A 26,797-nucleotide genomic window follows, 5' to 3' on the forward strand; every position below is an offset into this window, starting at 1 on the left:
GCATGAATTTCAGGCTGCTCTAATGCTGCGAAATGACCTCCGCGCGCCATGTGTTCCTAGCGCTGGACATCGAACACACGGTCAACCCAACTGCGCGGCGGCATGGGTAGCGCTTTAGGAAAGACCGCCACGCCCAACGGTGTTTCCACTCGCACGCTGGCGTCAAAGATGAGCGGATTTTGTCTACTTTCCTTGTACAACCTCAAGGTCGATTGAATGCTGCCGCTGAACCAGTAAAGGGCGATGTCATTGAGGAGGGTGTCAATCGGCACCACTTGTTCAAGTTCGTAGGGATGATCTACCCAAGCGTGAAATTTCTCGAAGATCCATGCAGCCAGACCCGCTGGTGAATCCGCCAGTGCGAACGCCAGGGTCTGGGGTTTCGTACTGTGCAGCCATACGGTGATGGGGCTTCGTAAGTAACTTCATGAGCTGAACTACGCGTCTACTTTTAAGTACTGCAGCTTTCGAACGCGACTGCTGACGTGCAGTCTCTTCCGGCGTTATGCTCGATCCCAGGCAAGCATCGGTGCTCTAGGATCCAGGTAACCACCCAATGAAAAAATCACGAAAGACCCTAGCGAAGCGCGAAGGGCTGCAATCGGTGATCGATAATTCGCGCAAGTCAGCTGCAGCGGGCTATCCGGACTTTACCGCGGATGACCCTGCAACCTTCGTTGCGGATTTTCTCATTCAAAAGGAGAGGGAGGGCATGAGTCTTGACCGTGCGCTTCAGGCACTGATTGCATTCAAGCGCAATCGGAGGTCATGAGATTTCAACCCGGCTTTATGGGCTTCTATCTGATGCCAATCCAGTTAATCGGGTTCATTCATCCATTTCTCGACTTGGGAGTTCCAACCTTTAGCGCAAAAATCAAGTGTTGGCCAATAGTTCTGGAACTTCCCATAGTCTAGTTTTAACCCCTCTGCCCTTGATTTTTTGTCGATAACAATCCAAGCGTAATACATTCGCTCTTCCCAGCTATCAGCAGAGAGCAAAACATCGCCTATATCAAGCTTTCCTCCTAACCCGTACAGTCGAGAATTGAAAAACTCAATTCCAACGTGAGCATAGTTTGGTTGGCGCAGGGCAACTGCGTCGGCCATGTAATAGAGCAAGCCGATACCTTGAAAAATCGAACGTGTGATCGACTCTTTTTTTCTGTGGTGTGCTCTGTTTCTAGCACACGTCCAGCATTAGTTTGTAATAGACGAACATCGATGGAAAAGGTAGGCATGATCAGATCCTCATTTTATTAGCAGTTCGCTTCGGTGCATGCTTTCCTACGATTCCGGAGTGGGGATTTCCGAATAAAATCGTGAAACATCATGTTGAACGAGTCGAAGCCAGGCCAATAATTTTTATTTTCCTCGTCGTCATAGTCATACCCGAGTGCAAGTATTTGGTCTTGATAGCTCAATAGCGGCCAAATACGGCTGAAACGCTCCCGCCAGGTTTCAGCTCGCACAAGCGCACGCGCAGTCTCCCAGTCCAATGACGCCAGATTTATCAACGCATCGGAAACGTTGCTTTCGTGGACAATTTCGTCCCACTCGTCTACGAGCGCCCGCATTTTGTCGAACACATATAATATCCATCCGATCGTTTGGAATTTGCACTCGCGCACTGACTGCGGAACTTCACCTAAGTCATTAAAGATCACAAAAGCCATTTTGGTATTTTCTGAATGTTCAACGTGAATGGAATAAGACTCCATTGCATAACTCCTTTTTATTGTTATATGAACAAGCTAACATGGTAGATTTTTACTTTGCAAGAGACTTTCGCTTGACAAGCATCAAGTGTTATATATACAAGCAACTACTTAAATCCTGCGCGTTAGCGAGAGGCTGCTTGAATGACGCAGATTGAATTAACCCTGGTAAACCTGATTTTAGATGAGTGATAAGAATGCCCTATGACCTAGAAAATCGTTTGGTAATAGGCGTGGCTTCCAGCGCCGTTTTCGACTTGGTGGCGTCGGATGCCGTGTTCAAGAGTCAGGGAGAGGAGGAGTACCGCAAATTTCAGCAAGAAAACCTCCACGTCCCGCTTCCTAAGGGGATTGCATTCCCCTTCATCAAGCGTTTGCTGTCGGTGAATGACTTGAGCGTTAATCCTGAGGATCCGCTAGTAGAGGTCATTCTTCTTTCGCGAAATGATCCTGATACCGGGCTGCGCGTACTGAAGACTATCGAGCACTACGGACTCGGAATGACCAGGGCGATTTTCATGCAAGGCAAATCTCCCTACGAGTACATACCGGCACTGAATATCGCTTTGTTTTTGTCTGGTGACAAAAAAGACGTGGAAGCCGCTATTAAAGCCGGGTATCCGGCGGGCCAAGTGCTCGACTCGAAATTCGAAGACGACGAAGCCGACAAAACCCTACGCATCGCATTCGACTTTGACGGCGTACTCGCCGGCGACGAATCTGAAACGATCATGCAGGCCTCTGGCTTGTCAGTGTTTCATGCCCATGAAGTGAAGAACGTGATGGAGCCGCATAACCCTGGGCCGTTGAAGGAGTTCATGGTGCGGATTTCCAAGATCCAATCGGTCGAGGAGAAGCACAAAAAGCAAAACCCGAAGTACGAAAACCGTATTCGCGTTTCGATCGTCACGGCGCGGAATGCTCCGTCTCATGAGCGTGCGATGAATACCCTCAAGAGTTGGGGCGTCATGGCCAACGACGCTTTCTTTCTGGGGGGTATCGAGAAAGGCAAAATTCTGGCCGTGTTGAAACCGCACATATTCTTCGATGACCAATCCGGGCATCTTAAATCGACCAGCGCGGTTGCTCCGTCCGTGCACATTCCTTTCGGCATTACCAACAATTTGCCAACGGAGGACGCGCTCGCGACTGAGGCTGATCAGGTAGTGGTGTAGGACTGCGACCTGATGTTTATTTGTGGCTTCTCCGACGAGGCCACACCCAGCGTCTTGCGATCGCGACTCGGATTAACCGATGAGGTAGGGAGACTTCTGAATGTTCTGGTTGGGGCCGTTTGAGTACAAATCCAAAAAAGAGCTGCTGGATCGACTCAAAGACTATCTGCAAAACGCACCAATAGGCGTGGTCGCCAACATGCTCGCATGTCAAAAAAATGCACCTGCTAATAGCAATGCATCCGGAGGCGAGCAGAAAAATTGGTGTCGGGATCGACCACTTCAAGATCGTGAGAAATGCCTTGGGAGCGGGTAGGGGGATCAAACTTGATCGCACCGATGGCAGTGAAGAAGGTTTCTCCTATAAACGCTGCATTACCGGTCTCGTCCAATCGCCACATGGCAGGGTATGCGAGGCATTGAGGTTTGCTGTGCGCTCTCAATTGATCGCATTTCGTGACGCGCTGGGCATGCCGGTAAGTTGTACGGTGAGCGGGGCGATCATCGAAGATAGAGACGCTCGTCCCAGCCGCGCAGTCGACTTCCCCCCCTTCGAATTCGTTGAAAATCTCACTGGAAATATCAGGTTGTTCAGAGGGCTAACTTGTGTGGATTACCGCGTCTAGGACATCGGAGTTCGTGTGGCTTTTGCTGTTATTAGTAAATGCGGTCGCGGAGCATTTCTGGAAGATTCATAGCCAACTCGTCGATGTATGGGAGGCGGAAGCCAATTATTCCACCTGAGTGGCTCGGCATGGCTGAGCTGGAATCAGGGTCTAGGGGGAGGGCAATGACGTATCCGCGCCCCCTTTTGAAGTCCGCCCGTTGATCCAGCACCCTGCGCGTACTCCAAGCAAGCGGAGCGCGCAGGCGTGAGGATGGACGCCTACAGGGCCGAGACGCGCGCCTAGCGGGCGGCTTGGTTTACGACAGCCGAACTCGGAGAGCCACGCCCTGAATCCCAGCTGGCAGCATTAGGAAGGGTTCCCCAAATCCTTGCCCTGCCTAGGTTCGGAGACAGGCCGATTCGAGACAAGGGCTGTCGTCAAACGTCTGATTTCACTAGCAACCTCAACAATATCCGGATTATCCGACGCCAACGCCATATCCGCGAGGTTCTGCCTGATCGAGCACGTGATGAGCCAGAGACCTTTTAGATCGTGTACACCCAGCGAATCCTCCCTCGGAAACAGGCTCAACGCTGGCAACGGCTGGCTAGCATCAATATTCAGGTAAACCAGGTATCGGTCGAAAGTCCGGGAAAATGCCGGCGGCAAGGGAACCGCGGAGCCATTCTTGGGATGGCTTTCCAGCCAGTTGCCACGCTCATTACGCATGAACTGGTCGATACGCCCAGGGCTAGAAGCCGTACCCAGCACTTGCCACATCGGTCTGACCGTATGTCTGGCGATGGTCAGGTACATTTCGATCAGGTGTGAGTTATGTGGACTAAGCAGGTTCGGCAGCGTCTCGAAAATCCACTCCAGCACCACATCAGAAATGGTGCCTCGAGCCTGTGGTTCCTTAAAGAACAGCCAGTCCAGCTTGGCAGCGGCGACGTTTGGCCTCATGGCAGACACGTCCTTCAAGTAGAAATCCATGAACTGCGTGACGCTCCTGATCTCACGCTTCCAAACATTCCTGTCTATGGCGTCGCTGGACTTCGTGGCACGGGTGGAATGGAATAGTTTCCATTCAGGATTTATAGGGTAATCGTGGTAATTCTTGCCGGGGCTGACCAGGAACCGCGGCTGAATGCTAGGACTGGCCCAGTCACTGCCAGGGCTTTGGATAAAGCCCACATAGTCTCTGAAGTCGGCGTCCGTCCAGTCCAGCAACGAGAGGTTGTTCGCGAAACTCCAGTTGAGCATCTTTTCCAGACCGTTGATGGTCTTGTAATACTGAAGGTGTGGCGTCTGTGGACTCCAACTATGAGCAATCCAGTTCAAGTACCTATCGGCGTACCAAGCATTGATGAATGGAAGGCACAATTCGTCAACTTCGTTCAGGCGGGCTGAGACGTAAGCATTGACCGGGAACCGTTTTACTTGGTTGGGCTGCCAATGGTCGTACGATGGGAAGATTGGAAATGGGATGAACGGCCGCGTCATGGTGAAACCAGCAAGCTAGAATCTTTGGGTGATACGTATACGTGTAGCAGAGAGATTGAGGTACGGCCAGTCTGATTGTGACATGCGATGCTAACCGGCGATTAGTGAAACAGCAGCGAGAAGCAAACATGAGACAGGGGATGAGGATAAGCCTTCAAATTGCTGATTTTTTGAGAAACGGGGTTTTGTGCAAACGTGACCGGAGGTTAGTGGCGTTGGACAATAAAAAACTGATGAGCATTAAACACCTCGTTTAACATAATATACATTACACGTAACAAGGTGTTTCGAGATTAGCCCGGTTGCACGCAGATTTTGAAGCGATCAAATCGCCTCAGCCACTCATTCTCCCATCAGCTTCTCAAACAGCTCCGTGTGTTCGGGAAATTGCTCGGTAAGCTGCTGCTGATTACCCAACTCCATATCTGCAACATCAAACCCTGGTGAAACCGCTTCACTGATCAGACCGTATCCCGCCAATCCATTTGTAAGCTGCGAAGCTTTCCAGACGCCACCAGGTACATGCAACTGCATACATTGTCCGGCGATTATTTCGCTGCCCATCACAACTGTTTTTAATGTGCCGTCCGGAAAAATCAGGCTGTACTGAATCGCATCTCCCACATGGTAGTAATGCACGATGTCCGATTGGTTCAGATGAAAATGACCTATCGGCGAATCCTTGGTCAGCAAGTAGAAAATGGATGTCATCAGGTAGCGCCGGCCCCCAGCGGTCTCAACCATCGCGTGGTGATCGGTTTGAAAGGTTCTGCGGTAGAAACCGCCTTCCATGTGGGGTTCCAGGTTCAGTGCTGCGATTACAGCCTCAGCGCTGGGAATGTGTTTATCAAAGGTGTTGGTAGTCATGTTGAAGAGTTCCCCAACCTTTGAAATAGCGAGCAATGCATACGCGCTATCTATTGTTATTATGCATACGATTAATAATAGCTATGCTAAATAGCTCTTTAGTAGAGCTAGCCATTAGAGCTTGAACGCACGAGTACTCACTACCCTCGCCCACTTGTTACTCACGCCGCATTTGTGTTTGCGACACGAGCAGTGCGGATAAACAAGGCGCGCACTTTCTCCCAGAAATTTCCCCCTAATACGAAAAAGCTGCCGATCAGCATGAGGTCACCCAGCGCTTGAGCTTGCCAGAGGTTGGGTCTGAGCCCTGGCCAAATGCTGTCGATGTAGGGTTCAAGAAAGGAGGAAATCAGCGGCACAAAGAACATCACGATGCCAATTCTGTGACGCCATGGGCCCACTTCGACTTCCGTGCTAGGTGCAAGTGAGGACACATATCCGAACAGGCTGCGTTTTAACTGTTGGAATCCGGACTTGCCCATGATGGCAATGACGAGAATCAACAGGACTTTGTTGCTGATGAACAGCACGCCGGTCAGCGCAGCGATCTTTGAACCCGGCACATCGGCAGCCGCGGCGAGAGGCACTAACAGCCAGGAACCCAGCATCAAGCAGATAATGACTATTCCCACCTTAAAGCGCCAACCGGCTGAATGGAGTTCAACAACACCCGGGGTGTTATTCATAATCGTCGTACCTTTCTGACGGATCGCAATAGATCTGATGGCGCTTAAAAAGCGTAGCAGCCACGTGCCCATTTGGACGGCTATGCTCCAGTGATCTTTGTTGGTCGGGAAATGCGTAATGCATCCAGGTACAACCCTGCTGAAGTGGCCAGGCCGGCTTGTGCTGCTTGGCGTACTTGGCCTCAGTGGCTGCGTACGACTTGGGCCGGACTTCCAGCCGCCCGGCGAAGAATGGGTCAAACACTGGAGCACCCCTGCCCTTGAGCAATCCAGCCAGCGAGGGTTGAACCCGGATCTGCGTCAGTGGTGGGAAGTCTTCGCCGATCCGGTCCTCAATCATTTGATTGCCGAGTCGGATGCACGCAACTCCAGCCTCAAAATCGCCGGCTTGCGCGTCATGGAAGCCCGTGCCCAACTTGGCATTGCTCAAAGCGGTCTTTACCCGCAACTGCAGCAAGCCAGTGTCGACAGTCTTTACTTTAACCGCAGGCAATCCGGTGGGACCAACCCGCAAGACAGCCACTTCTGGCAACACAGCGCGGGGTTCGACGTGGGTTGGGAGCTGGACTTCTGGGGCCGCTTCAGCCGCGCCATCGAGTCGTCCGACGCCAGCTACTTCGCCGCCCAGGCCAACTATGAAGACGTGCTCGTACTGCTGCGCGCGCAAGTGGCCGATACCTACTTTTCGCTGCGCACCACCGAAGCCCGTTTGCGCGTCGCCCGGGAAAACGCCAAACAGCAAAAGCGCAACTTCGAAATCACCGAAAAGCTCTTCAACAGTGGCCAAAGTGCCGAGCTTGACCTGCAACAAGCCAGAACCCAGTACCTGGGCACGTTGAGCACCATCCCCAATTTCGAAGACCAGTTGCAACGGACCCGCAATGCGTTGGCGGTGTTGATTGGTCAGCCGCCCGGCGCGCTGCCGCAACTGCTCGAGAATGAAGGACTGATCCCGCTGATCGACCGTGCCGTGTTGCAAGATGTACCGGCCAACCTGCTGCTGCGTCGGCCCGACGTGCGTGCCGCCGAGCTCAATGTCGCCGCCCAGTCAGCGCTGATCGGCGTGGCCGAGAGTGATTTCTATCCGTCGCTGACCTTGCTGGGCAGCATCGTCTGGTCAACCGACACGCTCAGTGGCACGCCCCGAAATCTGGATTTAATCGGCGGCCCGAGTCTGCGCTGGAATCTGTTCGACCATGGCCGGATCAGCAACAACGTGCGCGTGCAGGATGCGCGGTTGCAACAGCTGATCGAGGCTTACCGCGACAAGGTTCGCCAGGCGGCACGCGAGGCAGACGATGCGGCCTATGGCCTGATCAAATCCCTGGAGCGCGAACGCATCCTGCGTGAGGCCGAAGTGGCCGCCAAGCGCTCGCTGGTGCTGGCCAGCGCGCAGTATCGCGAAGGCTATTCGGACTTCCAGCGGGTGCTGGATGCGCAGCGTGCCTTGCTCGAACAACAGGACAATTATCTGGTCGCCCGCAGCAATGCCGTGAGTAATGTCATTGCCTTGTACAAAGCCGTGGGCGGTGGCTGGTACAGCGCCCAGCCGAAAGTTGACCCAACTACCCGCCAGCAGATGGAAAAACGCATCGACTGGGGCGATCTGCTGGAAGAGCCCGCCACTGCACAGCCTGCCATTCCAATGTCTTACAAGGTAAAAGACCAATGAGTGAAGCCGCCCAGCCCACGCCCGAGCCCCCTGTCACCCAGGCGCCAGAGCCGGCCGCCGACCCGGCGAAAAAAGGCATCAAGTGGGTGCTACTACTGATCCTCCTGAGTCTGACCTGGTACCTGTTGGCGGATCGTTTCACACCCTATACACAACAGGCCCGGGTGGGTGCCTTTGTGATTCCGGTCGCCTCGGAAGTGGCGGGCCGCGTGACCCGGGTGAACGTGCGCAACAACCAGGACGTCAAAGCCGGCGAAATCCTTTTCGAGGTGGACCCGCAGCCGTATCAGATTGCCGTCGACCGTGCACGCGCCGACCTTGAATCGACCCGCCGACAAATCGGTGCCAGCACCGCCGGGATCGCGTCGGCCCAAGCCAATCTGCGAGCCGCCCAGGCCAATGAACTCAAGGCGCGCCAGGACAATCAGCGCCTTGAAGGTTTGTATCGCGAAGACCCCGGCACCATTTCCGTACGACTGCTCGAAGTGTCTCGCGCCAACCGCGAACAGGCTGTGAGTCAGGTCGCCGCTGCCCGCGCCGAAGTGCAGCGCGCGCGTGAGCAGGAAGGCGGCAGCGAGGAAGACAACGCCTTGCTGCGCAGTGCCGCCACGGCGTTGTCCAAAGCCGAACTGGATCTGTCCAACACGCAGATTCGCGCTCGCTCGGCCGGACTGATTACGGATCTGCGTACTGACGCGGGGCAATTCGCTGCTGCCGGTAGCCCGGTAATGACCCTGATCGCCATTCACGATGTGTGGATCAGCGCGGACATGACCGAGAACAACCTCGGCCTGGTCACGCTCGAAACGCCCGTGGCGATCGTACTGGATGCGTTGCCGGGCGAGGTTTTCGAGGGGCGCGTGCGCAGTGTCGGTTATGGTGTCAGCGTTGGCCAGACGCCCGCACCCGGCACGCTTCCCAGTGTGCAGAACAGTCGTGACTGGCTGCGTCCGGCTCAGCGCTTCCCGGTGATCATCGAGTTTTCCGAAGAGTCAATGAACACGCTGCGTGAGAGCCGCGCTATCCGTGCCATCCGCGCCGGTGGGCAGGCCGAAGTCATGGCTTTTCCCTCCCAAGGCAACCCGCTCAACCCGCTCGGTCGCGTATTCCTGGGACTGATGAGTTGGCTGTCCTATGCCTACTAAACGCACGCCCCGGGCTCAACGCGCTCTGCGCCTGGCCACCGGCACGGCACTGTGCCTGGCGATCAGTTTCGGTCTCGGTTTGCCGATTCCCTTTATCGCCCCGGTGCTCTGCGCGCTGCTGCTTGCCTCACTCAATCGTGCATTGCCTTTCAAGGCCGCCGTAGTTCTCGCATTGGTGGCGATGTTGACGACCGGCCTCGGCCTGCTGTTGATTCCGATCCTGCGTTACTACCCCGTCAGCGGCGTGCTGCTGGTCGGGACAAGTTTGTTCCTGGCGTTCCGCTTCGGTTTGCGTGGCGGCAACAACCTGATCGTCACGTTTCTGGTGATTGGCCTGACCATGATCTCGGCGGCCGGTGTGGCGGAATTCGATTTGGCCGCGATGGTTATCGGTGCGTTGGTCAAGGGGCTGCTCCTGGCGGTCATGGTGCTGGCGCTGAGTCATTGGCTGTTTCCCGAACCGGCCAACGCCCCGTCACCCCCACCCGCCCCGACCCTGCCAGCCGAGGAAGTCAGTCGAGTGGCGCTGCGTGCCACCCTGATCGTGCTGCCGACCTTCCTGTTGGCGCTGATCGATCCGGCCAGTTATCTGCCGATCATCTTGAAGGCCGTGACCCTGGGCCAGCAAAGCTCGACGACGACCGCACGCCAGGCCGGCCGTGAGCTGGTCGGTTCAACCTTGCTCGGTGGCCTGCTGGCCATTGTGTTCTGGTGTGCCCTCAGTCTGTTCGTGCATCTGTGGATGTTCTTTTTGTGGATGCTGCTGTTTGGCCTCGTGCTGGCCCGCAAGGTCTATGCCCTGAGTCCGACGGGATTGAGCCCGGGCTTCTGGCTCAACAGCCTGATCACGATGATTATCCTCTTGGGCCAGTCGGTTCAGGACAGCGCAGCGGGCAAGGACGTATACACGGCGTTCGCGGTGCGTATGGGGCTGTTTATCGCCGTGACTCTGTATGCCGACCTGATGGTGCATTTGCTCGATCAACATCGGCCAAAAGAGGTTCAAGGGTTAACCTGATACCCCTTCCCCTGCAGGCAACTGGTATAGACCGTTGTACTGGTCGAAGCACTGGTTTTTTGCTGCGCCCGGCGTTCCTGACGCTGGCGCGAGCCGCCCACCACCGCTCCCGCAGCCGCTGTCCCTTTTGCCTGGTTCTGACGATAGTCCTGCTTCACATCATCATCGACGCGATCATAAAACTCGTCATGCTGACGGCCGCGCACCTGCGCCCCCGCAGCTCCTGCGGCAGCGCCCACAGCAGCCCCCTTCAGCCTTCCACCGGCAGGAGGCGGTGCAGTCGAGGCGCTCTGACTGGCCGCGATGTTGTGGCAATCGGTGATGTCCACTTGGGTTTGTTGCGAACTCTGCCCTTTCATCGGCACGACCGTTTCTGCCCAGCCCTGGGTCCAGGAAACCGACAATGCGATGCACAGGCTAATGGATGACAACCTTTTCATGATGACCTCCGACAGGGCCCGGCACTCTGCAAGCACACTGGGTCGGTAGACAGACCGCTCAATACGCCACACCTCGTGATCCTGAGCGTCGTTCAGCATAAAAGATTGTAGATCACCCCTTCTCCCCCGCCTCCTTCTCTATACGTGATCCGCGTGGCACTAGACCTCCATGATCAATTGGTCTGCGACCCATCGCACCGGCACGGGCTCCAACTGTGCACCCTTGCAGGGACCGTCGATGCAATGCCCGTCGTCGAAACGAAACATCGCGCTGTGATGAGCGCACATCAGGATTTTGCCGCGATAGGTGCAGAATTCTTGCGGGCGATAGTCCAGAGGCACCGAGAAATGCGGGCAACGGTTGATGTAGACCCACACCTGCTCGCCTTGCCGCACCGCCACCAGACCGCCGGGATGCAATTGCTGGTGTTCGGGCAGACCCAGGGCGCCACCATCGGTGATGTCATCCAGTTGGCATAACGGAATGATGGTCATGATCAGCCGCGCAATTCCGGGTTGCCAAGGCTCCAGTGCCAGGGGCGGATCTGAATACTGGCGAACAGTCCGGCCTGAACATACGGATCGTCCTGGATGAACGCTTCCACCTCCGGCAGACTGCCCGCTTCGATGACCAGCAACGTGCCGTTCATGGATGCACCCGCCTCATCGAGGGTCGGGCCGCCGAACCGCACGACCACTCGATGCGTTTCGGTCGCTCGCAAGTGCGCCTGATGACTCGGCCGCAAGCGCTGACGCAAGGCCAGGGAATCCGGGTGGTCTGTAGCGAATACCGCAAAAAACTGTCCCATGGTTCACTCGGTTTCCATGACAAATTCGTAACATGCGCGCTTGAACGGCACTTCGATACCCAGTCGGGCGGACAAGTCATCGTGCACGACCCGGTCTTCATAGATCACCTGCAACGACTGTTTGACGCCGAACACCGCATCGGACGCCAGGTACGGATCATCGTGATTGAACAGGTGGGTGACCAGTTTGCGATAGCCGGGCACATCGATCATGAAATGCAGGTGCGCAGGCCGCCACGGGTGACGGTTCGCAGCGTTGAGCATGCGCCCGACCGGGCCATCGGTGGGGATCGGATAGCACACCGGGACAATCGTGCGAATCGCAAAATAGCCGTCGGCATCGGTGCGATAGCGTCCGCGCAGATTACCGAAAGGCTGTTCGGTATCTTGACCTGAATACATGCCATTTTCGGCAGTCTGCCAGACGTCGAGCACTGCGCCGGCCAGGGGATTGCCCCGAGTATCGACCACTCGACCGCGCACCAGCGCCGTCTCGCCCGCGGTGAAGGCCATGTTTTCACCGAAGTCCCGCTCCGGCATGCCTTCGATGTAGAACGGTCCGAACACAGTGGTCTCAGTGGCGTTTGCACTGTGCCGATGGTTGATCGCATCGACCAGCATCGACACACCCAGGGTGTCCGACAGCAGGATGAATTCCTGGCGCACCAGACCATCACATGTGTGGCCGGTCTCGGTCAGAAAGCGGATGCCTTCAAACCACTCCTGCTCGGTCAGTTCGACGTCGCTCACAAACGCGTGCAGGTGGCGAACCAGGCTCTGCATGATCTGTTTGTAACGCGCATTGGGCGCATAGCCAAAACTGCTGACCGCCTGCTCGGAGATCAGGGTTTCCATGGCTTTGTCGTGATCGGTCATTGTTGTTATTCCGACGAGGTTGAATGCATCAGGCTGGCGCCAGGCCTTTCATGGCGCGGGTCAGCAGCACTTCGATCGGGCCTTGTTCAAACGGCCGTGGGTTGTAATAAGGACTGGCGCAGGCAATTTGCGCGGCGTCGGCCGGCCCGTTTTCAGGCAGGCCAATGTCCGCCAACGCCAGTGGAATACCCAGCTTCTGGTTCAGCGCATACAACAAGGCGCCCACCTCCCCCGCTTCGCTGCCGCCCAAGGCGCGGGCCGCACGCTGTAACGGTTCTGCGGCCGCTTCACGGTTGTAATGCGCCGCGTGTGGCAAAACGATCGCGTGTGCCTGAGCGTGAGGCAAATTGAACGTTCCGCCCAAGGTGTGGCAAAGCTTGTGGTGCAAGGCCATGCCGACCGAACCCAGGCAGATACCTGCCAGCCACGCGCCATACAATGCCTGGCTGCGCGCTTGCGGATCGTTGGGATCATTGACCACGCCCGGCAGGGCCAGGGCCAGTGAGCGAATCGACTCTTCGGCCATGAAACCGATGATCGGATTGGCGTCCTGGGCGTACAACGCTTCAACCGCGTGGGCCATGGCGTTCATCCCCGAGCAGGCGGAAATCTGCGCCGGCAAGGTCAGGGTCAATTGCGGATCGTAGATCACAGTCTTGGGCAAAACCCTTGGATCACGTCCGGTTTTCTTCAGGCGGTTTTTGGTCAGCCCGTAGATCGGGGTCATCTCCGAACCGGCGTACGTCGTCGGAATCGCCACGATCGGCAGTCCCGAATCCATGGCAATCGCCTTGCCCAGACCAATGGTCGAACCACCGCCAATGGCGACGCAGCAATCGGCATCCAGACGCGCCGCTTCGACACGCGCCGCTTGCGCCACTTCCAGCGGCACATGCATCACTGCCTTGGGATAGACGCCCGCCGCGCGATCACCGAGCAACGCCGCGACCTGTTCGCCGAGCCCCTGCTGTTCAGGCGTGGTGAGGATCAGCGCACGCCTGGCGCCCAGGCGCTCGATCTCTTCAGCCAGCGCCGAGAGCTTGCCCCAGCCAAACACCACACGGGTTGGCAGGCTTTGGTAAACAAAAGGATTCATGGCAGGCCTCAACGTTTGAAGTGCGCAGCGATGTTGGCATCGACATTGACCCAGACCGAGCGAGCCTCGGTGTAATCATGGATCGCTTCAAAGCCCATTTCACGGCCGTAGCCCGACTGTCCAACGCCACCAAACGGGCTGCCAGGGCTCACGCGTTTGTAGCAGTTGACCCAGCACATACCGGCATGAATGGCGTCGGCCATTTTGTGCGCGCGGCTCAAGTTCTGCGTCCACAGGCCGCTGCCCAGCCCGTATTCAGTGCTGTTGGCGATGGCCAGGGCTTCTTCATCGGTGCTGAACCGCACCACGGTGACGAATGGACCGAAGACCTCTTCCTGGCAAACACGATCTTCTGGCGAAGCCTCGACAATGGTCGGCTCGACATAAAAGCCTTGGGCCAACGCCTGGTCATCCGGGGCCTTGCCGCCACAGAGGATTTTGCCGCCCTGCTCTATCGCGATATCGATATAGGCCAGCACGCGGTCGCGGTGCAGCGCCGACGTCAGCGGGCCCATTTCGGTCTCTGGGTCCATCGGGTCGCCCAAGCGAATGGATTTGGCCAGCGCGATGAAACGCTCCAGGAACTGGTCAGCAATGTCTTTATGCAGAATCAAACGCGAACCGGCGATGCAGGCCTGGCCCTGATTGTGAAAAATCGCCCAGGCAGCGCCGTTGACGGCCGCGTCCAGGTTGGCGTCTTCAAACACGATGTTGGCGCCCTTCCCGCCCAGCTCCAGTTGAATACGTTTGAGGTTGCCTTTCGACGCTTCAACGATCCGGCGACCGGTGGCCGTCGAACCGGTAAAGGCAATCTTGCCCACGTCCGGGTGTTCGGCCAGACGTTGACCGGCGGTATGCCCGTAACCCGGCACGACGTTGACCACGCCCTTCGGGAAGCCGACTTCGGTCATCAGTTCGACAATCCGCAAGGTCGTCAGCGGTGTGATTTCCGAGGGTTTGATAACGATCGTATTACCGGCGGCCAGTGCCGGGCCCATTTTCCAACTGGTGAACATCAGCGGGAAGTTCCAGGGCACGATCTGCCCGACCACACCGATCGGCTTGCGCTGCACGTAATTGAGAAACCCGGCTTCGACCGGAATCACTGCACCCTCGATCTTGTCGGCCATGCCGCCGAAATAGCGGAAGCACGCTGCCGTGCGCGGAACGTCGAGGCCGCGGGAGTCACGGATCGGATGCCCGGTGTTCAGGGATTCGAGCTGCGCCAGCTCTTCGCCGCATTCTTCGATCTTGTCCGCCAGTTTGAGCAACAAGCGCCCGCGTTCGGCGGCACCCAGGGCAGACCAGGCCGGAAACGCACGTTTGGCCGCGGCGACAGCGAGGTCGATGTCAGCGGCTTCTGCGGCGGCGACGCGGGTGATCAACGAGCCGTCATGGGGCGAGACGACGTCAATGGTGCCGCCAGCGACCGCATCCACGAAACGGCCATCGATATAGAGCTGATTTTGCATAATATTTTCCTCGCACCGCGCCGATGGCGCAGCGTCTGACGACTTGATTCTTGAGAGCATGCCCTGCTGAATAGCCCGGCGTGATGCCGGGCAAGACAAAGGCCTTAGAACTCGATCGGATACGGCTGGAGTTCACCGCTTTCGTAGCGCTGCGGCAGGTTCGGCGTGGCGTTCTCCCATACCAGCAGCATCGAGCGCTTGGTCGAGTACCCCTGATGACGAATGTCCGCCGGCATGGCGCAAATATCGCCGGCACGCATGGTGATGCGCGCTCGCGGGTTGCCGTCGTCCTTGTCGCCGACGTCCCAGAGGATTTCATCGGACAACTGCAAGAACCACTCGACCCGGTCATTGCCATGGAACACCGGCAGGATGAACTCTTCAGTGGTCGGGCAGAACAGGCTGGCCTTGCACACCGAAGTCACCGACGGGTTCCAGGTCACGTCGGAGCGCGACAGGTACTTGAACAGGCTGAACGCATGCAACTCACCTTCGAAACCTTCGGCTGCGTGTACTTCCGGCTCATCCTGAGGAACGTCGATGAACTGGCGATTGACCGGCAAATCGTTACGTAACGGCGAGTCATCCGGCAGGCCCGGCATGCGCTTCGTGGCGATGCGGAAACGTTCAATGGCTTCGATATTGTTGCCGTTCTTGCGACCGAACGCCGAACCGGTTTCTTCCGGTGCCGCGAAAGGGTCGAAGGTAACATTGGTCCAGTCCCGCAGGATGGCCTTGAAGGTCGCCATGATCAGCGGTGTTTCAAAGTTTTCGGTGTAGTTGACGCCTGCGGCCTTGAGCGTGCCATTGAAGGTGCCGGCGTACAGGTCGACTTTGCCGTAGTAGTTGCGGGTGCCGATGACGTGGTCGAAGTTGACCCAGCCATAGAAAAAGCCCCAGGCCACATCGCGCATCATGGCGCGCAGAAAGGCATCGACCGGAATCAGGTGCGAACGGGTCTGACCTTTGGCGGGCCAGGTGATACGGGCAAAATACTCGTCGCGCGACAGTTCGAAGGCGCCGAGTTTGAAGGCGCGATAGCCGGTGACGGCATGGGGGGCGCTGGCCTGGACTTCGTCGTCGGCAAAGGATGTGTGATCGGCAGCGTTTTCAAGCATGGCCATGACGGGGTTCCTCTTGTTGCTTTTGTCAGATGAAAGGACGGTGATCACTTGAAGCAGATGTCTGCCCATTTTTCGACCGACAACGGCCCCTTGATGGTCTGCTGCAGGATCACGCCGGGACGGCTGGCTTCGAAGCGGTACGCGGTGCCGACAGGCAGCAGGCACTGGTGACCGCGCTTGAGCAGCACGTAGCCCATCGGTTTGCCAGCAGGCACTTCGCCAGCCAGCCGAGTGCCCTCGCCGTCTTTCAAAGGCGCATCGAGCTTGAGGAAATCCACACGGACTTCGCCGTCCATGACGATGGCGAACTCATCGTGCGCTGACGTGTACCAAGGCGACTGGCCTTCGGCGCGCAGGGTTTCAATGACGTATCCGAGATTGAGACCGACGATGACTTTTTCGTAAGGAAGGGATTTTTCCGCCACTTCGAAAATATTCGAAAAGGCGTAATGACTGGCCTGGCCGCTGATGATTTCGACCGACCCTTTGCTGTATTTATCCAGGGAGCCGAAGACCGTTTCGATTGCCGCGCTACTCATGGTTTTCACCGTTTTGTTGTTGTAGTAACAGTGAGCCAACATTACGTCTCAGCTCCTGCGGGGACAATTAGAGAGCGGGCGACAACAGTGTTTGCGAAACGCAAACACTGTAGGAGCTGCCGTAGGCTGCGATCTTTTGATCCTGCTTTTAAAAATCAAAAGATCGCAGCCTCGTTTCACTCGTCAGCTCCTACAGGGACCGGGTGCTGCTCAGCGTACCCAGCCACGCTCCAGCAACGGTTTGTCCCAGCACGGTTCGTCACCGAAGTTTTCCACCAGGAAATCGATCAGCGTGCGCACTTTCAAGGCCCGGCGCTGGGTGGCGGGATACACCGCTGAGAAATTGAAGGATGACAATGCGTACTCCGGCAGAACCGGAATGAGTCGACCGCTGAGCAGGTCATCGCTGGCCACCAACGTTGGCAAACACACAATGCAGACCCCGGTCGAGGCGTAGTCGCGCAGCAGATGAACCGAATTCGACCGTACCTGCCCCGGCAGGCTCAGCTCCACCTGCTCGTGCTCTCCGGTGAAGATCCAGCGGTTGCGCGACGGATAGCCTTCGTACAAGGCGATTTTGTGTTGCAGCAGCTCCTGCGGATGCTTGGGCACACCGAACTCGGCGGCATAGTCGGGTGACATGCAGAACAACCGGCGAACGCTGAACAACTTGCGCTCAATCAGGGTTTCCGCCATCGGCGGGAACATCTGGAACGCCACATCGAAACCCTCTTCGATCGGGTCCACCACCCGGTCATTGACGATGACGTCGACCTCAATGTCCGGGTACAGCCGCGTGAACTCGGCGAGCATTCTGCCGAAGTGACCGATGGCAAAGCCCGGCAGCATCTGCACGCGCAATTTGCCGGTGGGTTTGGCGCGCAGCTCGCGCATGTGTTCAGTCAGCGAGTTGAAACTCGCGACCATGTCCGCGCACTCCTTGTAGTACGTCTCGCCCACTTCGGAGAGCCGGACATGCCGCGTACTGCGGTGGAACAGCGGTGCATTGATGAACTGTTCCAGCTGTTGAATGCGGTGAGTGATCACCGAACGGGTCACGCCCAATTGCTGGGCCGCCTTGGCGAAGTTGCCGGTTTCGGCAACCCGCACAAAGGCTTCGACACTGAGTAAACGATCCATGGGGCAGGCTCTCTGGATGTTTTTGTTCTTATAGGAACAGCGAGGTTAGCCTGTCGGCACCCCGCACTCCACATCCCTGGCAACGCGCTATTTGTGGTTCTGAACCGACAACTGCCGCTGCATGGGGAAAACCTGCCAGCCCAGGCGTTCACTGATCAGCCCCCACACCCCTTGCGGCGCCTTGAGCATCATCACCACCGCGACCACGCCGAGGATGATCATGTACACAGCGCCGTACTGCGCCAGACAACCGCGCAACACGAAGTAGATCAGCGTGCCGATCAATGGCCCCTCCAGGGTGCCGATGCCGCCGATGATGACAATGAAGATCACCACCGCCGTCCAGTCCTGCAGGTTGAACGCCGCGTCCGGAGAAATACGCAGTTTTTGCAGGAAGATCAGCGCCCCAACCACGCCCGTGCAACCGGCGGCCAGCACGTACACCATCAACTTGGTGCGGAAGGTGTTGACCCCCAGGCTGCCGGACGCCGCTTCGGAATCGCGAATTGACGCCAGGGCCAGCCCCTGGCGCGAACGCAGGACAAAGAACACCACCGCCACGGCGGCAATGGCGATGGCCAGAGCGGTGAAGTAGATCAGCATCTCGCGCTCGTCCCGGTCATTGCCGATCTGCCGCACAATCGCCGCCGGCAGGCTTTGCCCGGAACCGCCGCCGAGACTGCTCATCTGCGCCAGGCCCAGGCGAAAGACTTCGGCCACGACCCAGGTGCCAATGGCGAAGTAGGCGCCGCGCAGCCGAAACACAATCAAGGCTGTGGGAATCGCCAACAACGCGACCAGAACGCCCGAAAGCAGGACCGCAAACAACGGCGGAATACCAAACCGGGTGGCCAACATAAACAGCAGATACCCACCCAGGCCGACGAACGCCTGCTGCCCGACCGAGACCATGCCCGCGTAACCCGCCAGCAGGTTCCACATTTGTGCCAGCGCCAGGTAATAGGCGAACTCCACCACCAGCCGCAAACTTGAGCGATCGGCCCAGAATGGCGCACTGATCAACACCAACACACAGACACCCAGCAATGACAGCCCGATCATGCTGCTGGTGGTCGTGCGTTGTACGCGATAGCTGAGCGCGGGATTGTTCAAGGCATTCATCAGTCGACACTCCGAGGGAACAGGCCACGCGGGCGCACGACCAGGATCAGCAGAAACACAAGATGACCGGCGAGGATTTGCCAGCCAGGATCGATTTTTGCGCCCAGCGCCTGGGCGACGCCGAGAATCACCCCGCCGGCCAGGGTGCCCCACAGGCTGCCCAACCCGCCGATGATCACCGCTTCGAAACCGTACAACAGACGCGCCGGCCCCACCGTGGGGTCGAAACTGGTGCGAATCGCCAGAAACACCCCGGCAATCGACACCACAGCCATCGCCAGTGCCATGGCCAGACCGAAGATATGCGCGTTATTCACGCCCATCAGCCGCGCGGTGTGCTGATCATCGGAGGTGGCGCGAAACGCCCGACCCAGTGAGGTCTTGTAAAACAGCAGCTGCAGACCACCGATGATCAGCAACGCACTGCAAAACACGATCAGCGGCATGACGCCCACGCTCAAACTGCCGAAGCCGACACTGGCGACTTCAAGTTCACCCTGAGACAGCTTTTGACTGTCTGCGCTGAAAAACTCCAACAGCACGTTCTGCACGATGATCGACAAACCGAAAGTCACCAGCAGCGGCGGCAGGATGTCCTGGCCAAGCGTTCGGTTGAGCAACAGCCGTTGCAGCAGGTAGCCGAAGCAGAACATCAGCGGCACCACCACCAGCAGGCTCGCCAACGGGCTGAAGCCCAGATGATTGACCACCATCAGCGCCAGGTATGACGCCAGCACGATGAAGTCGCCATGGGCGATATTGACCAGGCGCATGATGCCGAACATCAGCGACAGCCCCACCGCGAACATCGCGTAGAGGCCACCCAGCAACATGCCCTGAAGCAAAGTATTGAGCCATTCCATAACTAGATCCCGAAATACGCGGCTTTGATTTGTGCTTTGTCCGCATCCCCAGGGCGGCCGGTCAGGGACACGCGCCCTTCCTGGAAGCAATAGAAACGGTCGCAGACACTCAGCGCCTGATTGATGTCCTGCTCGACGAGTATCACCGTGGTGCCGTCGGCCTTGATCGAGGGCAGCGCGGCGTAGATGTCCTTGATCGTGGTCGGCGCCAGGCCCAGGCTGATCTCGTCGCACAACAGCAAATGCGGGTTGGCCATCAAGCCCCGGCCTATCGCAACCATTTGCTGCTGACCGCCGGACAGCGCGGTGCCGGGGCGCTTGCGCAGTTTTTCCAGCACTGGAAACAGCTGATAGATCCGCGCCAGCGTCCACGGACCGGGGCGTTTGCTGTAGGCACCGATCAACAGGTTTTCCTCGACGCTCAGCGAAGGAAACAGCTTCCGGCCTTCCGGCACCAAGGCGATGCCACGCTCCAGCACCTGATTCGCCGCCAGATCACCAATCGCCTGGCCCTTGAACGTGATGGCGCCAGGCTGGTTTTTGATCAGCCCGGCCAGCGAGCGCAGGAACGTCGATTTGCCGGCGCCGTTGGAGCCGATGATCGCCACGGTTTCGCCCGCTTCAAGGGTCAGGCTGATATCGAACAGGGCTTGAAAGTCGCCGTAGCCGGCACAGAGCTTTTCGATGGACAACAGGTTTGAAGGGGTCGACATGATTCAGCTCCCAATGCCCATGTAGATGTCCTGGACCCGAGGGTCGGCCATCACGCTGCGCGGTTCACCCTCAGCCAATTTGGCGCCGAAGTTGATCACCGTCAGACGGCTGACGACCGCCAGCAAGGCATGCACGATGTGTTCGATCCAGATGATGGCGACGCCGGCCTTGTGAATGCCCTGAATGGTTTCCACCAGCGCCAGGCACTCCGGTTCGGTCAAGCCACCGGCGATTTCATCCAGCAACAACAGCCGCGGTTGGGTCGACAACGCGCGGGCCATTTCCAGACGCTTGCGGTCGAGCAATGTCAGCGAGCCGGCCAGGACGTTGGCCTTGCGCATCAACCCCGTCAGCTCCAGGGTCTGCGCGCACCATTGGCTGGCCTCCTTGTCACGCAATCGCGCCCCGAAGGTTGCGCCGACCAGCAAGTTCTCGAACACCGTCATTTTCACGAACGGATGCGGGATCTGATGGGAGCGGCCAATGCCTTGCTGACAACGTTTGAACACCGGCTCGCGGGTGACGTTGCGGCCTTCGAAATGGATCGTGCCGCTGTCGGCTGCCACGCCCCCGGCGATCAGGTTGAACAGCGTGCTTTTACCCGCGCCGTTGGGACCGATGATGCCCAGGGCCTCGCCCGGTTGCAGGGTCAGGCTCATCGCGTCCGTGACTTTCACCGAGCCATAGCTTTTATGCACATCGTTCATTTGCAGAAGTGGCTGTTGCATGGTGCACCCGTTTCTTTTCGAGTCATCAGTACGTAATGGCCTGCATGTCACCGCCCAGTGGAATCGCCGGTGCGGTGGCATTGCTGGTCACGACCAGGTCGTATTTGTTGTCATTGCCCAATCGCCATTGACCGCTCACCAGAGGCGTCTTGGCGACGTTCTTCACCGGTCCGTTTTTCCAGCTGATCGGCCCGACCACGGTGTTGAGGTCGGTCTTGAGCAAGGCATCGCGTACCGCATGCGGGTTACCGATTTCTTCAGTGCGCTTGAGGATGTCCACCGCGAGTTCGAACAGCGCATGCACGAAACCCAGCGGTTGAGTCCACTGCTTGCCAGTCGCCTGAGTGAAGCCCTGGGCTAACTGCCCGGCACTGGCGCCGGTCAATGAAGAGCTGAACGGGTGCGTCGGGCTCCACCAGATTTCGGTCGACAGGTTGTTGCCGGCCTTGCCCAGCGCTTCGACCGCCGTGGGAAACAGCAGCGCCTTGCCGACCGACACTGCTTTGGGCTTGAAGCCCTGCTGGCGAGCCTGGGTCCAGAAGGTGGTGAGGTCCGGTGGAATGACCACACCGGTGACGATCTCGACGTCAGCCTTCTTGAACGCGGCGATCTGCGCCGAGAAATCGTCGGTCAAGCTTTGAAAGCGACCGGGGTCGACCACTTGGAAACCCTTCTGCGCCAACACCGGTGGAAAGCCGAGTTTCGGATCGCCCCAGGCATTGCCGTCGCCATCGTTGGGGAACAGACCGCCGACCACTTTGTTGGACGGCATCGCGCCCCACATCGCGCTGTAAGTGCCGATCACATCCTCCAGGCCCCAGAAGAAGTGATAGGTCCATTCGAACCCCTGATCTGGCTTGCCGCCGCGGGTAAAGAACCATGGCTGCCACGGTGCCACCGTGGAAATACACGGAATCTCGTTGATTTCGCATTGGTCGGAGACCGGGTTGGTGGTTTCCGGCGTCGACGACACCAGCATCAGATCGACCTGATCAGACAGGATCAACTCGCTCGCCACTTCCGCTGCGCGATTAGGGTTGGACTGGCTGTCCTTGACGATGACTTCCAGGCGATACGTCTTGCCGGCCACGTTGATCGAGTTCTTCAACACCTGCTTGAGCGATTCGATGATGTAGTTGTCGGCGGCCGCAAAGGGCGCCAATGGCCCGGTCTGCGGGCTGACATAACCGAGTTTGATCACCCGCTCGCTACCCAGCGCAAAGTTGAACGGCAAACTCGCCAGCGCCACACCGCCGGCAGCAACGCCTGTGCTGCGCAGGAAATCACGGCGCGAGACGTCGCGGCCAAACAGGTTTTTATCGTTGTTGTCTGTCATGTAGTACTCCAATGCGGCTGCTTGCCGGCAAAGTCAGGACGAACAAAGTCGCAGCGTGTGGGCTGAGCCAGCACGCAGGGCCAGGTGCTTTGCGAAAGGGGCGGTTTAGAAAAAGAAGCTGACGTCGAAAGAAGCGACCAGTTGCGAGTCCTTTTGCCCATCGGCGTAGGCATCGCGACCGGGGCCGGAATGAATGTCGTAGCGCAATTCCGGTCGCAGGCGCACGTTGGGTGTCGGCGTCCAGGCCAGGTTGGTGGTCACACCGTAGAAACTGCCCCAGGTCGGGTCGGGAATGCCGGTGTGCGGGTCGATGTTGGCCATCATCACGTGCACCGGTGCATCGGTGTAGAACCACTCGGCGCGGCTGTTCCACATCAGGGTTTCGCTGACTCGGTGATACCAGTTGATATCGGTACCGTACCAGGTGGCATCGTTTTTGTTGGCAAACCCGGCGAAAGCGCCCTGCTCCTGCTTGCCGTAATTCAACTCCAGTGCCACGCGATTATTCGGATCGAGCACTTGCGACAAGGTCAGGTACGAGGCCAGGCGCTTGTAGTCGTCATCCTTGGTGCCGGCCGGCAATGGCGAACCACAACTGCAGTCGGCGAAGCTGTCGCCGGCGCCGTTGCCATAGATGTTTTCCCAGTCGATCCACGTGCTGAAGTCCGCAGAGCGCCAGCGTACGTTGGCAATCACGTCGGGGTCGTGGTTGGGGTCTTGCAGGTTGTTCCAGCCCTGCACCACGCCCAGTTCGAAGCCCAGCATGCTTTCCCCGGGTGCCGAGGGCAGTTTGAACGAATACAGCGCCCCGGCATGCTTGGCCGGGCCGTGCATGAAGGAATAGGTGTGCGAGTAGAAGTCGCTCGGTGCCGGGGATGGCAAGGCGAAGCCGATTTCATTTTCCAGCGGCGTGTGGAATATCCCGATCATCAAGTCGGAACCGCCCAGTACAGGGAAGTAAAAATCGACATACGCCTGAGCGACGGTGAAGGCTTCGTCTTCGGCCTTGTTGTCGCGATTGACACTCAGGTCCTCGTCCCAGCCATAGGTCTTGAAGAAACGCGCATCTTTGCCGTACAGCGCCGTGACATTGAAGCCCCAGTCAGCCTCTTGCGGCATGGGCCCGGGAAACGGTCCGACACGACCGATCACATTGCTCTTGGGTTTCTTTTCCACGGCCAGGGCGAACTGGTTGAGGTTCACGCCTTCGTCGGAAGTGAAGAAGCTCTGTTTGCTGACGTCATCCGTGCCGTTGTTGTTGTAGCTCACACCCACCTGGCCCCAGCCGTAGACCTTGATGCCATGCTCACGCTCAAGGCTGTCGCCGAAGACCCCGCGAACCAGCGAGCCCATTGGATCCTCGGCCGCCGAAGCCATCGAGGGACATACGATGCCGGCTCCCAGAACGGGGGCGAACAGGGTTGCTGCACATGCCCATGCACGAATACTCATACCTGTGTTCCTTATTTTTATTAGGCGCCAAACCCCCGAAAGGGCATCAGGCCGAAAGCAAGGTATGACGTGAAGGTGTCTGTCTTGAAAACCCTGGCTCGGGCTTCACTCGATCCTTGGCAGACCGTAGTGTTCGGCGTATTGCAGGCTACAAGTCCGCCACTACCCCAACAATTCCATTCTCGGCGACTTCAGTGTTTGCGTATTCAGAACAATCGAGCGCATCGCGGAACTATTTTTCGCGCCTGCACACGCTATGACCTAACCTGAATGGCTAAAGCCGCTGGAGGCATGCCTATGCGTCCTGCATTGAAATTACTCATATTCGTTGTGTTCGCGCTGATGGGGGCGAACATCGGCGAACTGTCGGCGGATGAACTACCCAATACGTCTAGCAACGCTGAGGCCAGTGCTACCTCTACCGTGTCAAAAAGCGATCTGGAAGCACTGCAATTAAGGCTGGACAACCTTAAACAACAGGTGTCACTGACCAGTAACTACACCCAGTTGATAGGCTTTCAGGACAACGTTCAGTTGCTCTTCAGTGATGCGGACAAGTTGGCGACCGCGTTACTTCCCGAGCAAGCACAATTGCAAGCGCAACTCAGCGTACTCGGTACGGCATCCGCCAACAGCGAGGCCATGGAAAAGTCCGATCTGGTGAAACAGAGGTCCTTTCTCAGCGCACAAAAAGACAAAGTGGATAACAATCTCAACATACTGCTGGCCATCAAGGAAGGCGCGACTAACCTCATCACCCAGATTGCCGCCATTCGGCGCACTCAACTGGAAACCGAACTGACCCAGCGCACCGCCAGCTTCCTCAACCCTCGGTTCTGGTTACCGCTGTTTTCTCCACTGGAGGAGGATAAGAACCGTCTGAGGTTTTTGATCGACCAGTCCAACAGTGTCATCCAGTCCGTCTGGCAACCCGGCCGGCGTGCCGCGACCGTCACGTTGTTATTGCTGGCCCTGGCCTTCTGGACGCTGGGGCGAAGACTGGCTGAGCGTGGTTTGACATGGGTCTGCATCCATCGAGTACCGGAAGGTCGCCTGCGCAGAAGTTCATTGGCGATAGCGACGGTAGTTGCCACGATGTTGAGCGCAGGTTGCGCAATACAGCTCATCTCCGCGGCGGCTACCCGGCTTCAACCATTGCCGCAGTCACTGCAAGGTTACTTCGACGATGTCGAGAAAGTCGCTTACGCCTGCGCCCTGATTATCGGTTTGAGTCGGGCCCTGCTGTCTAAACGCAATCCCTCTTGGCGGTTGCCTGGCATCGCCGATGAAGTGGCACTTGCAATCAACCCTTTTCCGGCGCTGCTGGCCGGATCAATGCTGATACTCATCTCGCTGGTACAAGTCACCAATGCGACGGGTATGAGTTCGCAGGTGGTTCTTTTCAGCCGGGGCGTATTGTCACTCGTCGTCATCCTGATTATCGGTGCGCTATTGCTACGCGTCAGTAGAACCCGCCGAGCGATGGTCATTGCCGGGGAACACCCTGAGTCAGGTACTACGCTGGCGGGGGTGATTTATACCGGCCTCAGTATCGCCGTGTTGATCTCGATTTTTGGTCTGCTGGTCGGTTACATCTCCCTGGCCCGGTTCATCACTTACGAAGTTGTCTGGCTCTATATCGTTATTGCCAGCTTCTATTTGCTGACGCAGTTGTTCAGGGACCTGTGTGATTACTTGTTTTCGCCCAAGCAATCCAGCGGCAAGGCGATCAAACAGCTGCTGGGTATCGGCGACGTACGGCTTGAACAAATCGAGGTTGTTGTGACGGGTATTGGCAGAGCGACCTTACTGTTGATTGCCGCGATTACAACGTTTGTGGGGGGGGTTGGAGCGACCTTTGGACAACTGACTGACAGGGTTTCAGCGATCCTCGGCGGCGATGGCCTGCGCAAGCTGAACATCATTCCGGGCAATCTGTTGAATGCGGTCCTCGCGCTGTTGATCGGTATTTACCTGATTCGATCGCTGCGCAGATGGCTGGATAACGAGTTCCTGCCGAAAACCGATATGGACCCCGGCATGGGAGCGTCGCTGAGCACCCTGTTCAGTAATATCGGGTACGTACTGGTCATTTTGCTGGCGTTGTCTTCGTTGGGCGTCAAATGGACGAATCTGGCCTGGATCGTCAGTGCGTTGTCAGTGGGGATCGGCTTCGGTTTGCAGGAGATCGTCAAGAACTTCGTCTCCGGGTTAATCCTGCTCACCGAGCGGCCGGTCAAGGTCGGCGACCTGATCAGCATCAGCGGGGTCGAAGGCGATATCCGGCGAATCAATGTCAGGGCCACGGAGATACAGCTCAGTGATCGCTCGATCGTGATCGTGCCCAACTCGCAGCTTATTTCCCAGAACCTGCGCAATGTAACCATGGGCGGCAGCGCCCAAGGGGTGGCCACACTCGAACTGGTGTTCCCTCTGGATATTGACCCCGAACAAGTCAAAACCCTGCTGTACACCACCTATTGCGAACATGAAACCATCCTCGACAAACCCTCCCCCGTTGTTCGATTCAGCAATCTGAGCCCTGAAGGCATCACATTGACCATCACCGGCTATGTCAGCAGCCCAAGGATTGTCAGTACGACCAAGAGTGATCTGCTCTTTGAGATCCTGAAGCGATTGAGTGCGGCTGGCATCGAATTAGCCAAGCCGGTGCCTCCTGCGTAATGCCCATCAATA

28 protein-coding genes are annotated in these 26,797 nt (G+C 57.5%); 7 read left to right on the plus strand and 21 right to left on the minus strand.

Annotated features, from left to right (window positions below):
- Positions 1–56: 56 nt before the first annotated feature.
- A complete protein-coding gene (locus EAH74_RS33200; RefSeq protein ID WP_205012910.1) occupies positions 57–272 on the minus strand; it encodes a hypothetical protein in 216 nt (71 codons plus the stop codon).
- Positions 273–556: 284 nt separating this feature from the next.
- Between EAH74_RS33200 and EAH74_RS12560 the strand changes: the two genes are divergently transcribed.
- A complete protein-coding gene (locus EAH74_RS12560; RefSeq protein WP_140678795.1) occupies positions 557–772 on the plus strand; it encodes a hypothetical protein in 216 nt (71 codons plus the stop codon).
- Between the two features lie 44 nt (positions 773–816).
- On the opposite strand, the gene EAH74_RS12565 is transcribed toward EAH74_RS12560, so the two are convergent.
- Positions 817–1,119, minus strand: a complete 303-nt coding sequence (locus EAH74_RS12565; RefSeq protein ID WP_140678797.1) for a hypothetical protein — start codon at positions 1,117–1,119, stop codon at positions 817–819.
- Positions 1,120–1,256: 137 nt separating this feature from the next.
- Positions 1,257–1,718 carry a hypothetical protein gene (locus EAH74_RS12570; RefSeq protein WP_140678799.1) on the minus strand — a complete coding sequence of 154 codons (462 nt, stop codon included), beginning with the start codon at positions 1,716–1,718 and terminating at the stop codon, positions 1,257–1,259.
- A 194-nt stretch (positions 1,719–1,912) separates the two neighbouring features.
- Between EAH74_RS12570 and EAH74_RS12575 the strand changes: the two genes are divergently transcribed.
- Positions 1,913–2,890 (plus strand): 5'-nucleotidase, encoded by a 978-nt coding sequence (locus EAH74_RS12575; RefSeq protein WP_140678801.1) that lies wholly within the window; start codon positions 1,913–1,915, stop codon positions 2,888–2,890.
- Between the two features lie 236 nt (positions 2,891–3,126).
- Complete coding sequence (locus EAH74_RS33865) at positions 3,127–3,516, plus strand: DUF3223 domain-containing protein (protein ID WP_430539783.1); 390 nt, start codon at positions 3,127–3,129, stop codon at positions 3,514–3,516.
- A 348-nt stretch (positions 3,517–3,864) separates the two neighbouring features.
- On the opposite strand, the gene EAH74_RS12585 is transcribed toward EAH74_RS33865, so the two are convergent.
- The 3 genes from EAH74_RS12585 to EAH74_RS12595 all read right to left on the minus strand — a co-directional run bounded on the left by EAH74_RS12585 (position 3,865) and on the right by EAH74_RS12595 (position 6,554).
- On the minus strand, positions 3,865–5,001 hold the full coding sequence (locus tag EAH74_RS12585) for an integrase (RefSeq protein ID WP_140678803.1): 1,137 nt from the start codon (positions 4,999–5,001) through the stop codon (positions 3,865–3,867).
- A 342-nt stretch (positions 5,002–5,343) separates the two neighbouring features.
- Positions 5,344–5,868: a cupin domain-containing protein gene (locus EAH74_RS12590; protein ID WP_140678805.1), complete on the minus strand. Its 525-nt coding sequence runs from the start codon at positions 5,866–5,868 to the stop codon at positions 5,344–5,346.
- Positions 5,869–6,029: 161 nt separating this feature from the next.
- On the minus strand, positions 6,030–6,554 hold the full coding sequence (locus tag EAH74_RS12595) for a transporter suffix domain-containing protein (protein WP_140678807.1): 525 nt from the start codon (positions 6,552–6,554) through the stop codon (positions 6,030–6,032).
- Between the two features lie 118 nt (positions 6,555–6,672).
- Between EAH74_RS12595 and EAH74_RS12600 the strand changes: the two genes are divergently transcribed.
- The 3 genes from EAH74_RS12600 to EAH74_RS12610 are packed head-to-tail and all read left to right on the plus strand — an operon-like array spanning position 6,673 to position 10,389.
- Positions 6,673–8,226: an efflux transporter outer membrane subunit gene (locus tag EAH74_RS12600; protein ID WP_140678809.1), complete on the plus strand. Its 1,554-nt coding sequence runs from the start codon at positions 6,673–6,675 to the stop codon at positions 8,224–8,226.
- Positions 8,223–9,371 (plus strand): HlyD family secretion protein, encoded by a 1,149-nt coding sequence (locus tag EAH74_RS12605; RefSeq protein WP_140678811.1) that lies wholly within the window; start codon positions 8,223–8,225, stop codon positions 9,369–9,371. Before EAH74_RS12600 ends, EAH74_RS12605 begins: the two co-directional genes overlap by 4 nt.
- Entirely contained in the window at positions 9,361–10,389 is a 1,029-nt protein-coding gene (locus EAH74_RS12610) for a DUF2955 domain-containing protein (RefSeq protein ID WP_140678813.1), read from the plus strand. The genes EAH74_RS12605 and EAH74_RS12610 overlap by 11 nt, the downstream gene beginning before the upstream one ends.
- On the opposite strand, the gene EAH74_RS12615 is transcribed toward EAH74_RS12610, so the two are convergent.
- From EAH74_RS12615 to EAH74_RS12685, 15 genes are all read right to left on the minus strand, one after another.
- Positions 10,374–10,829: a YMGG-like glycine zipper-containing protein gene (locus EAH74_RS12615; protein WP_140679424.1), complete on the minus strand. Its 456-nt coding sequence runs from the start codon at positions 10,827–10,829 to the stop codon at positions 10,374–10,376. The two genes, EAH74_RS12610 and EAH74_RS12615, sit on opposite strands and share 16 nt — an antisense overlap.
- Positions 10,830–10,988: 159 nt before the next feature.
- Positions 10,989–11,324, minus strand: a complete 336-nt coding sequence (locus EAH74_RS12620; protein WP_140678815.1) for a Rieske (2Fe-2S) protein — start codon at positions 11,322–11,324, stop codon at positions 10,989–10,991.
- A gap of 2 nt (positions 11,325–11,326) precedes the next feature.
- Positions 11,327–11,638 (minus strand): YciI family protein, encoded by a 312-nt coding sequence (locus EAH74_RS12625; RefSeq protein WP_140678817.1) that lies wholly within the window; start codon positions 11,636–11,638, stop codon positions 11,327–11,329.
- Positions 11,639–11,641: 3 nt separating this feature from the next.
- A complete protein-coding gene (locus EAH74_RS12630) occupies positions 11,642–12,514 on the minus strand; it encodes a dioxygenase (RefSeq protein ID WP_140678819.1) in 873 nt (290 codons plus the stop codon).
- 28 nt (positions 12,515–12,542) lie between these two features.
- On the minus strand, positions 12,543–13,610 hold the full coding sequence (locus EAH74_RS12635) for a maleylacetate reductase (protein ID WP_140678821.1): 1,068 nt from the start codon (positions 13,608–13,610) through the stop codon (positions 12,543–12,545).
- 8 nt (positions 13,611–13,618) lie between these two features.
- Positions 13,619–15,082 carry an aldehyde dehydrogenase family protein gene (locus EAH74_RS12640; protein ID WP_140678823.1) on the minus strand — a complete coding sequence of 488 codons (1,464 nt, stop codon included), beginning with the start codon at positions 15,080–15,082 and terminating at the stop codon, positions 13,619–13,621.
- A gap of 104 nt (positions 15,083–15,186) precedes the next feature.
- Positions 15,187–16,206: a hydroxyquinol 1,2-dioxygenase gene (locus tag EAH74_RS12645; protein WP_140678825.1), complete on the minus strand. Its 1,020-nt coding sequence runs from the start codon at positions 16,204–16,206 to the stop codon at positions 15,187–15,189.
- A gap of 44 nt (positions 16,207–16,250) precedes the next feature.
- The gene (locus EAH74_RS12650) at positions 16,251–16,745 is read right to left on the minus strand and encodes a hydroxyquinol 1,2-dioxygenase (RefSeq protein WP_140679426.1); all 495 of its coding nucleotides are present in this window, start codon (positions 16,743–16,745) and stop codon (positions 16,251–16,253) included.
- 210 nt (positions 16,746–16,955) lie between these two features.
- Positions 16,956–17,885, minus strand: a complete 930-nt coding sequence (locus tag EAH74_RS12655) for a LysR family transcriptional regulator (protein WP_140678827.1) — start codon at positions 17,883–17,885, stop codon at positions 16,956–16,958.
- A gap of 87 nt (positions 17,886–17,972) precedes the next feature.
- Positions 17,973–19,007 (minus strand): branched-chain amino acid ABC transporter permease, encoded by a 1,035-nt coding sequence (locus EAH74_RS12660; RefSeq protein ID WP_140678829.1) that lies wholly within the window; start codon positions 19,005–19,007, stop codon positions 17,973–17,975.
- Positions 19,007–19,870, minus strand: a complete 864-nt coding sequence (locus EAH74_RS12665; RefSeq protein WP_140678831.1) for a branched-chain amino acid ABC transporter permease — start codon at positions 19,868–19,870, stop codon at positions 19,007–19,009. The genes EAH74_RS12660 and EAH74_RS12665 overlap by 1 nt, the downstream gene beginning before the upstream one ends.
- A 2-nt stretch (positions 19,871–19,872) precedes the next feature.
- Complete coding sequence (locus tag EAH74_RS12670) at positions 19,873–20,565, minus strand: ABC transporter ATP-binding protein (RefSeq protein WP_140679427.1); 693 nt, start codon at positions 20,563–20,565, stop codon at positions 19,873–19,875.
- 21 nt (positions 20,566–20,586) lie between these two features.
- The gene (locus EAH74_RS12675) at positions 20,587–21,312 is read right to left on the minus strand and encodes an ABC transporter ATP-binding protein (RefSeq protein WP_140678833.1); all 726 of its coding nucleotides are present in this window, start codon (positions 21,310–21,312) and stop codon (positions 20,587–20,589) included.
- Positions 21,313–21,337: 25 nt separating this feature from the next.
- On the minus strand, positions 21,338–22,648 hold the full coding sequence (locus EAH74_RS12680) for an ABC transporter substrate-binding protein (RefSeq protein WP_140678835.1): 1,311 nt from the start codon (positions 22,646–22,648) through the stop codon (positions 21,338–21,340).
- A 105-nt stretch (positions 22,649–22,753) separates the two neighbouring features.
- The gene (locus tag EAH74_RS12685) at positions 22,754–24,100 is read right to left on the minus strand and encodes an outer membrane beta-barrel protein (RefSeq protein WP_140678837.1); all 1,347 of its coding nucleotides are present in this window, start codon (positions 24,098–24,100) and stop codon (positions 22,754–22,756) included.
- A gap of 297 nt (positions 24,101–24,397) precedes the next feature.
- Here EAH74_RS12685 and EAH74_RS12690 point away from each other — a divergent pair, with 297 nt between their 5' ends.
- Positions 24,398–26,785, plus strand: a complete 2,388-nt coding sequence (locus tag EAH74_RS12690; protein ID WP_140678839.1) for a DUF3772 domain-containing protein — start codon at positions 24,398–24,400, stop codon at positions 26,783–26,785.
- Positions 26,786–26,797 lie beyond the last annotated feature (12 nt).

Origin of the sequence: Pseudomonas mandelii (genome assembly GCF_006438925.1) — a bacterium.
GTDB lineage: Bacteria > Pseudomonadota > Gammaproteobacteria > Pseudomonadales > Pseudomonadaceae > Aquipseudomonas > Aquipseudomonas mandelii_C.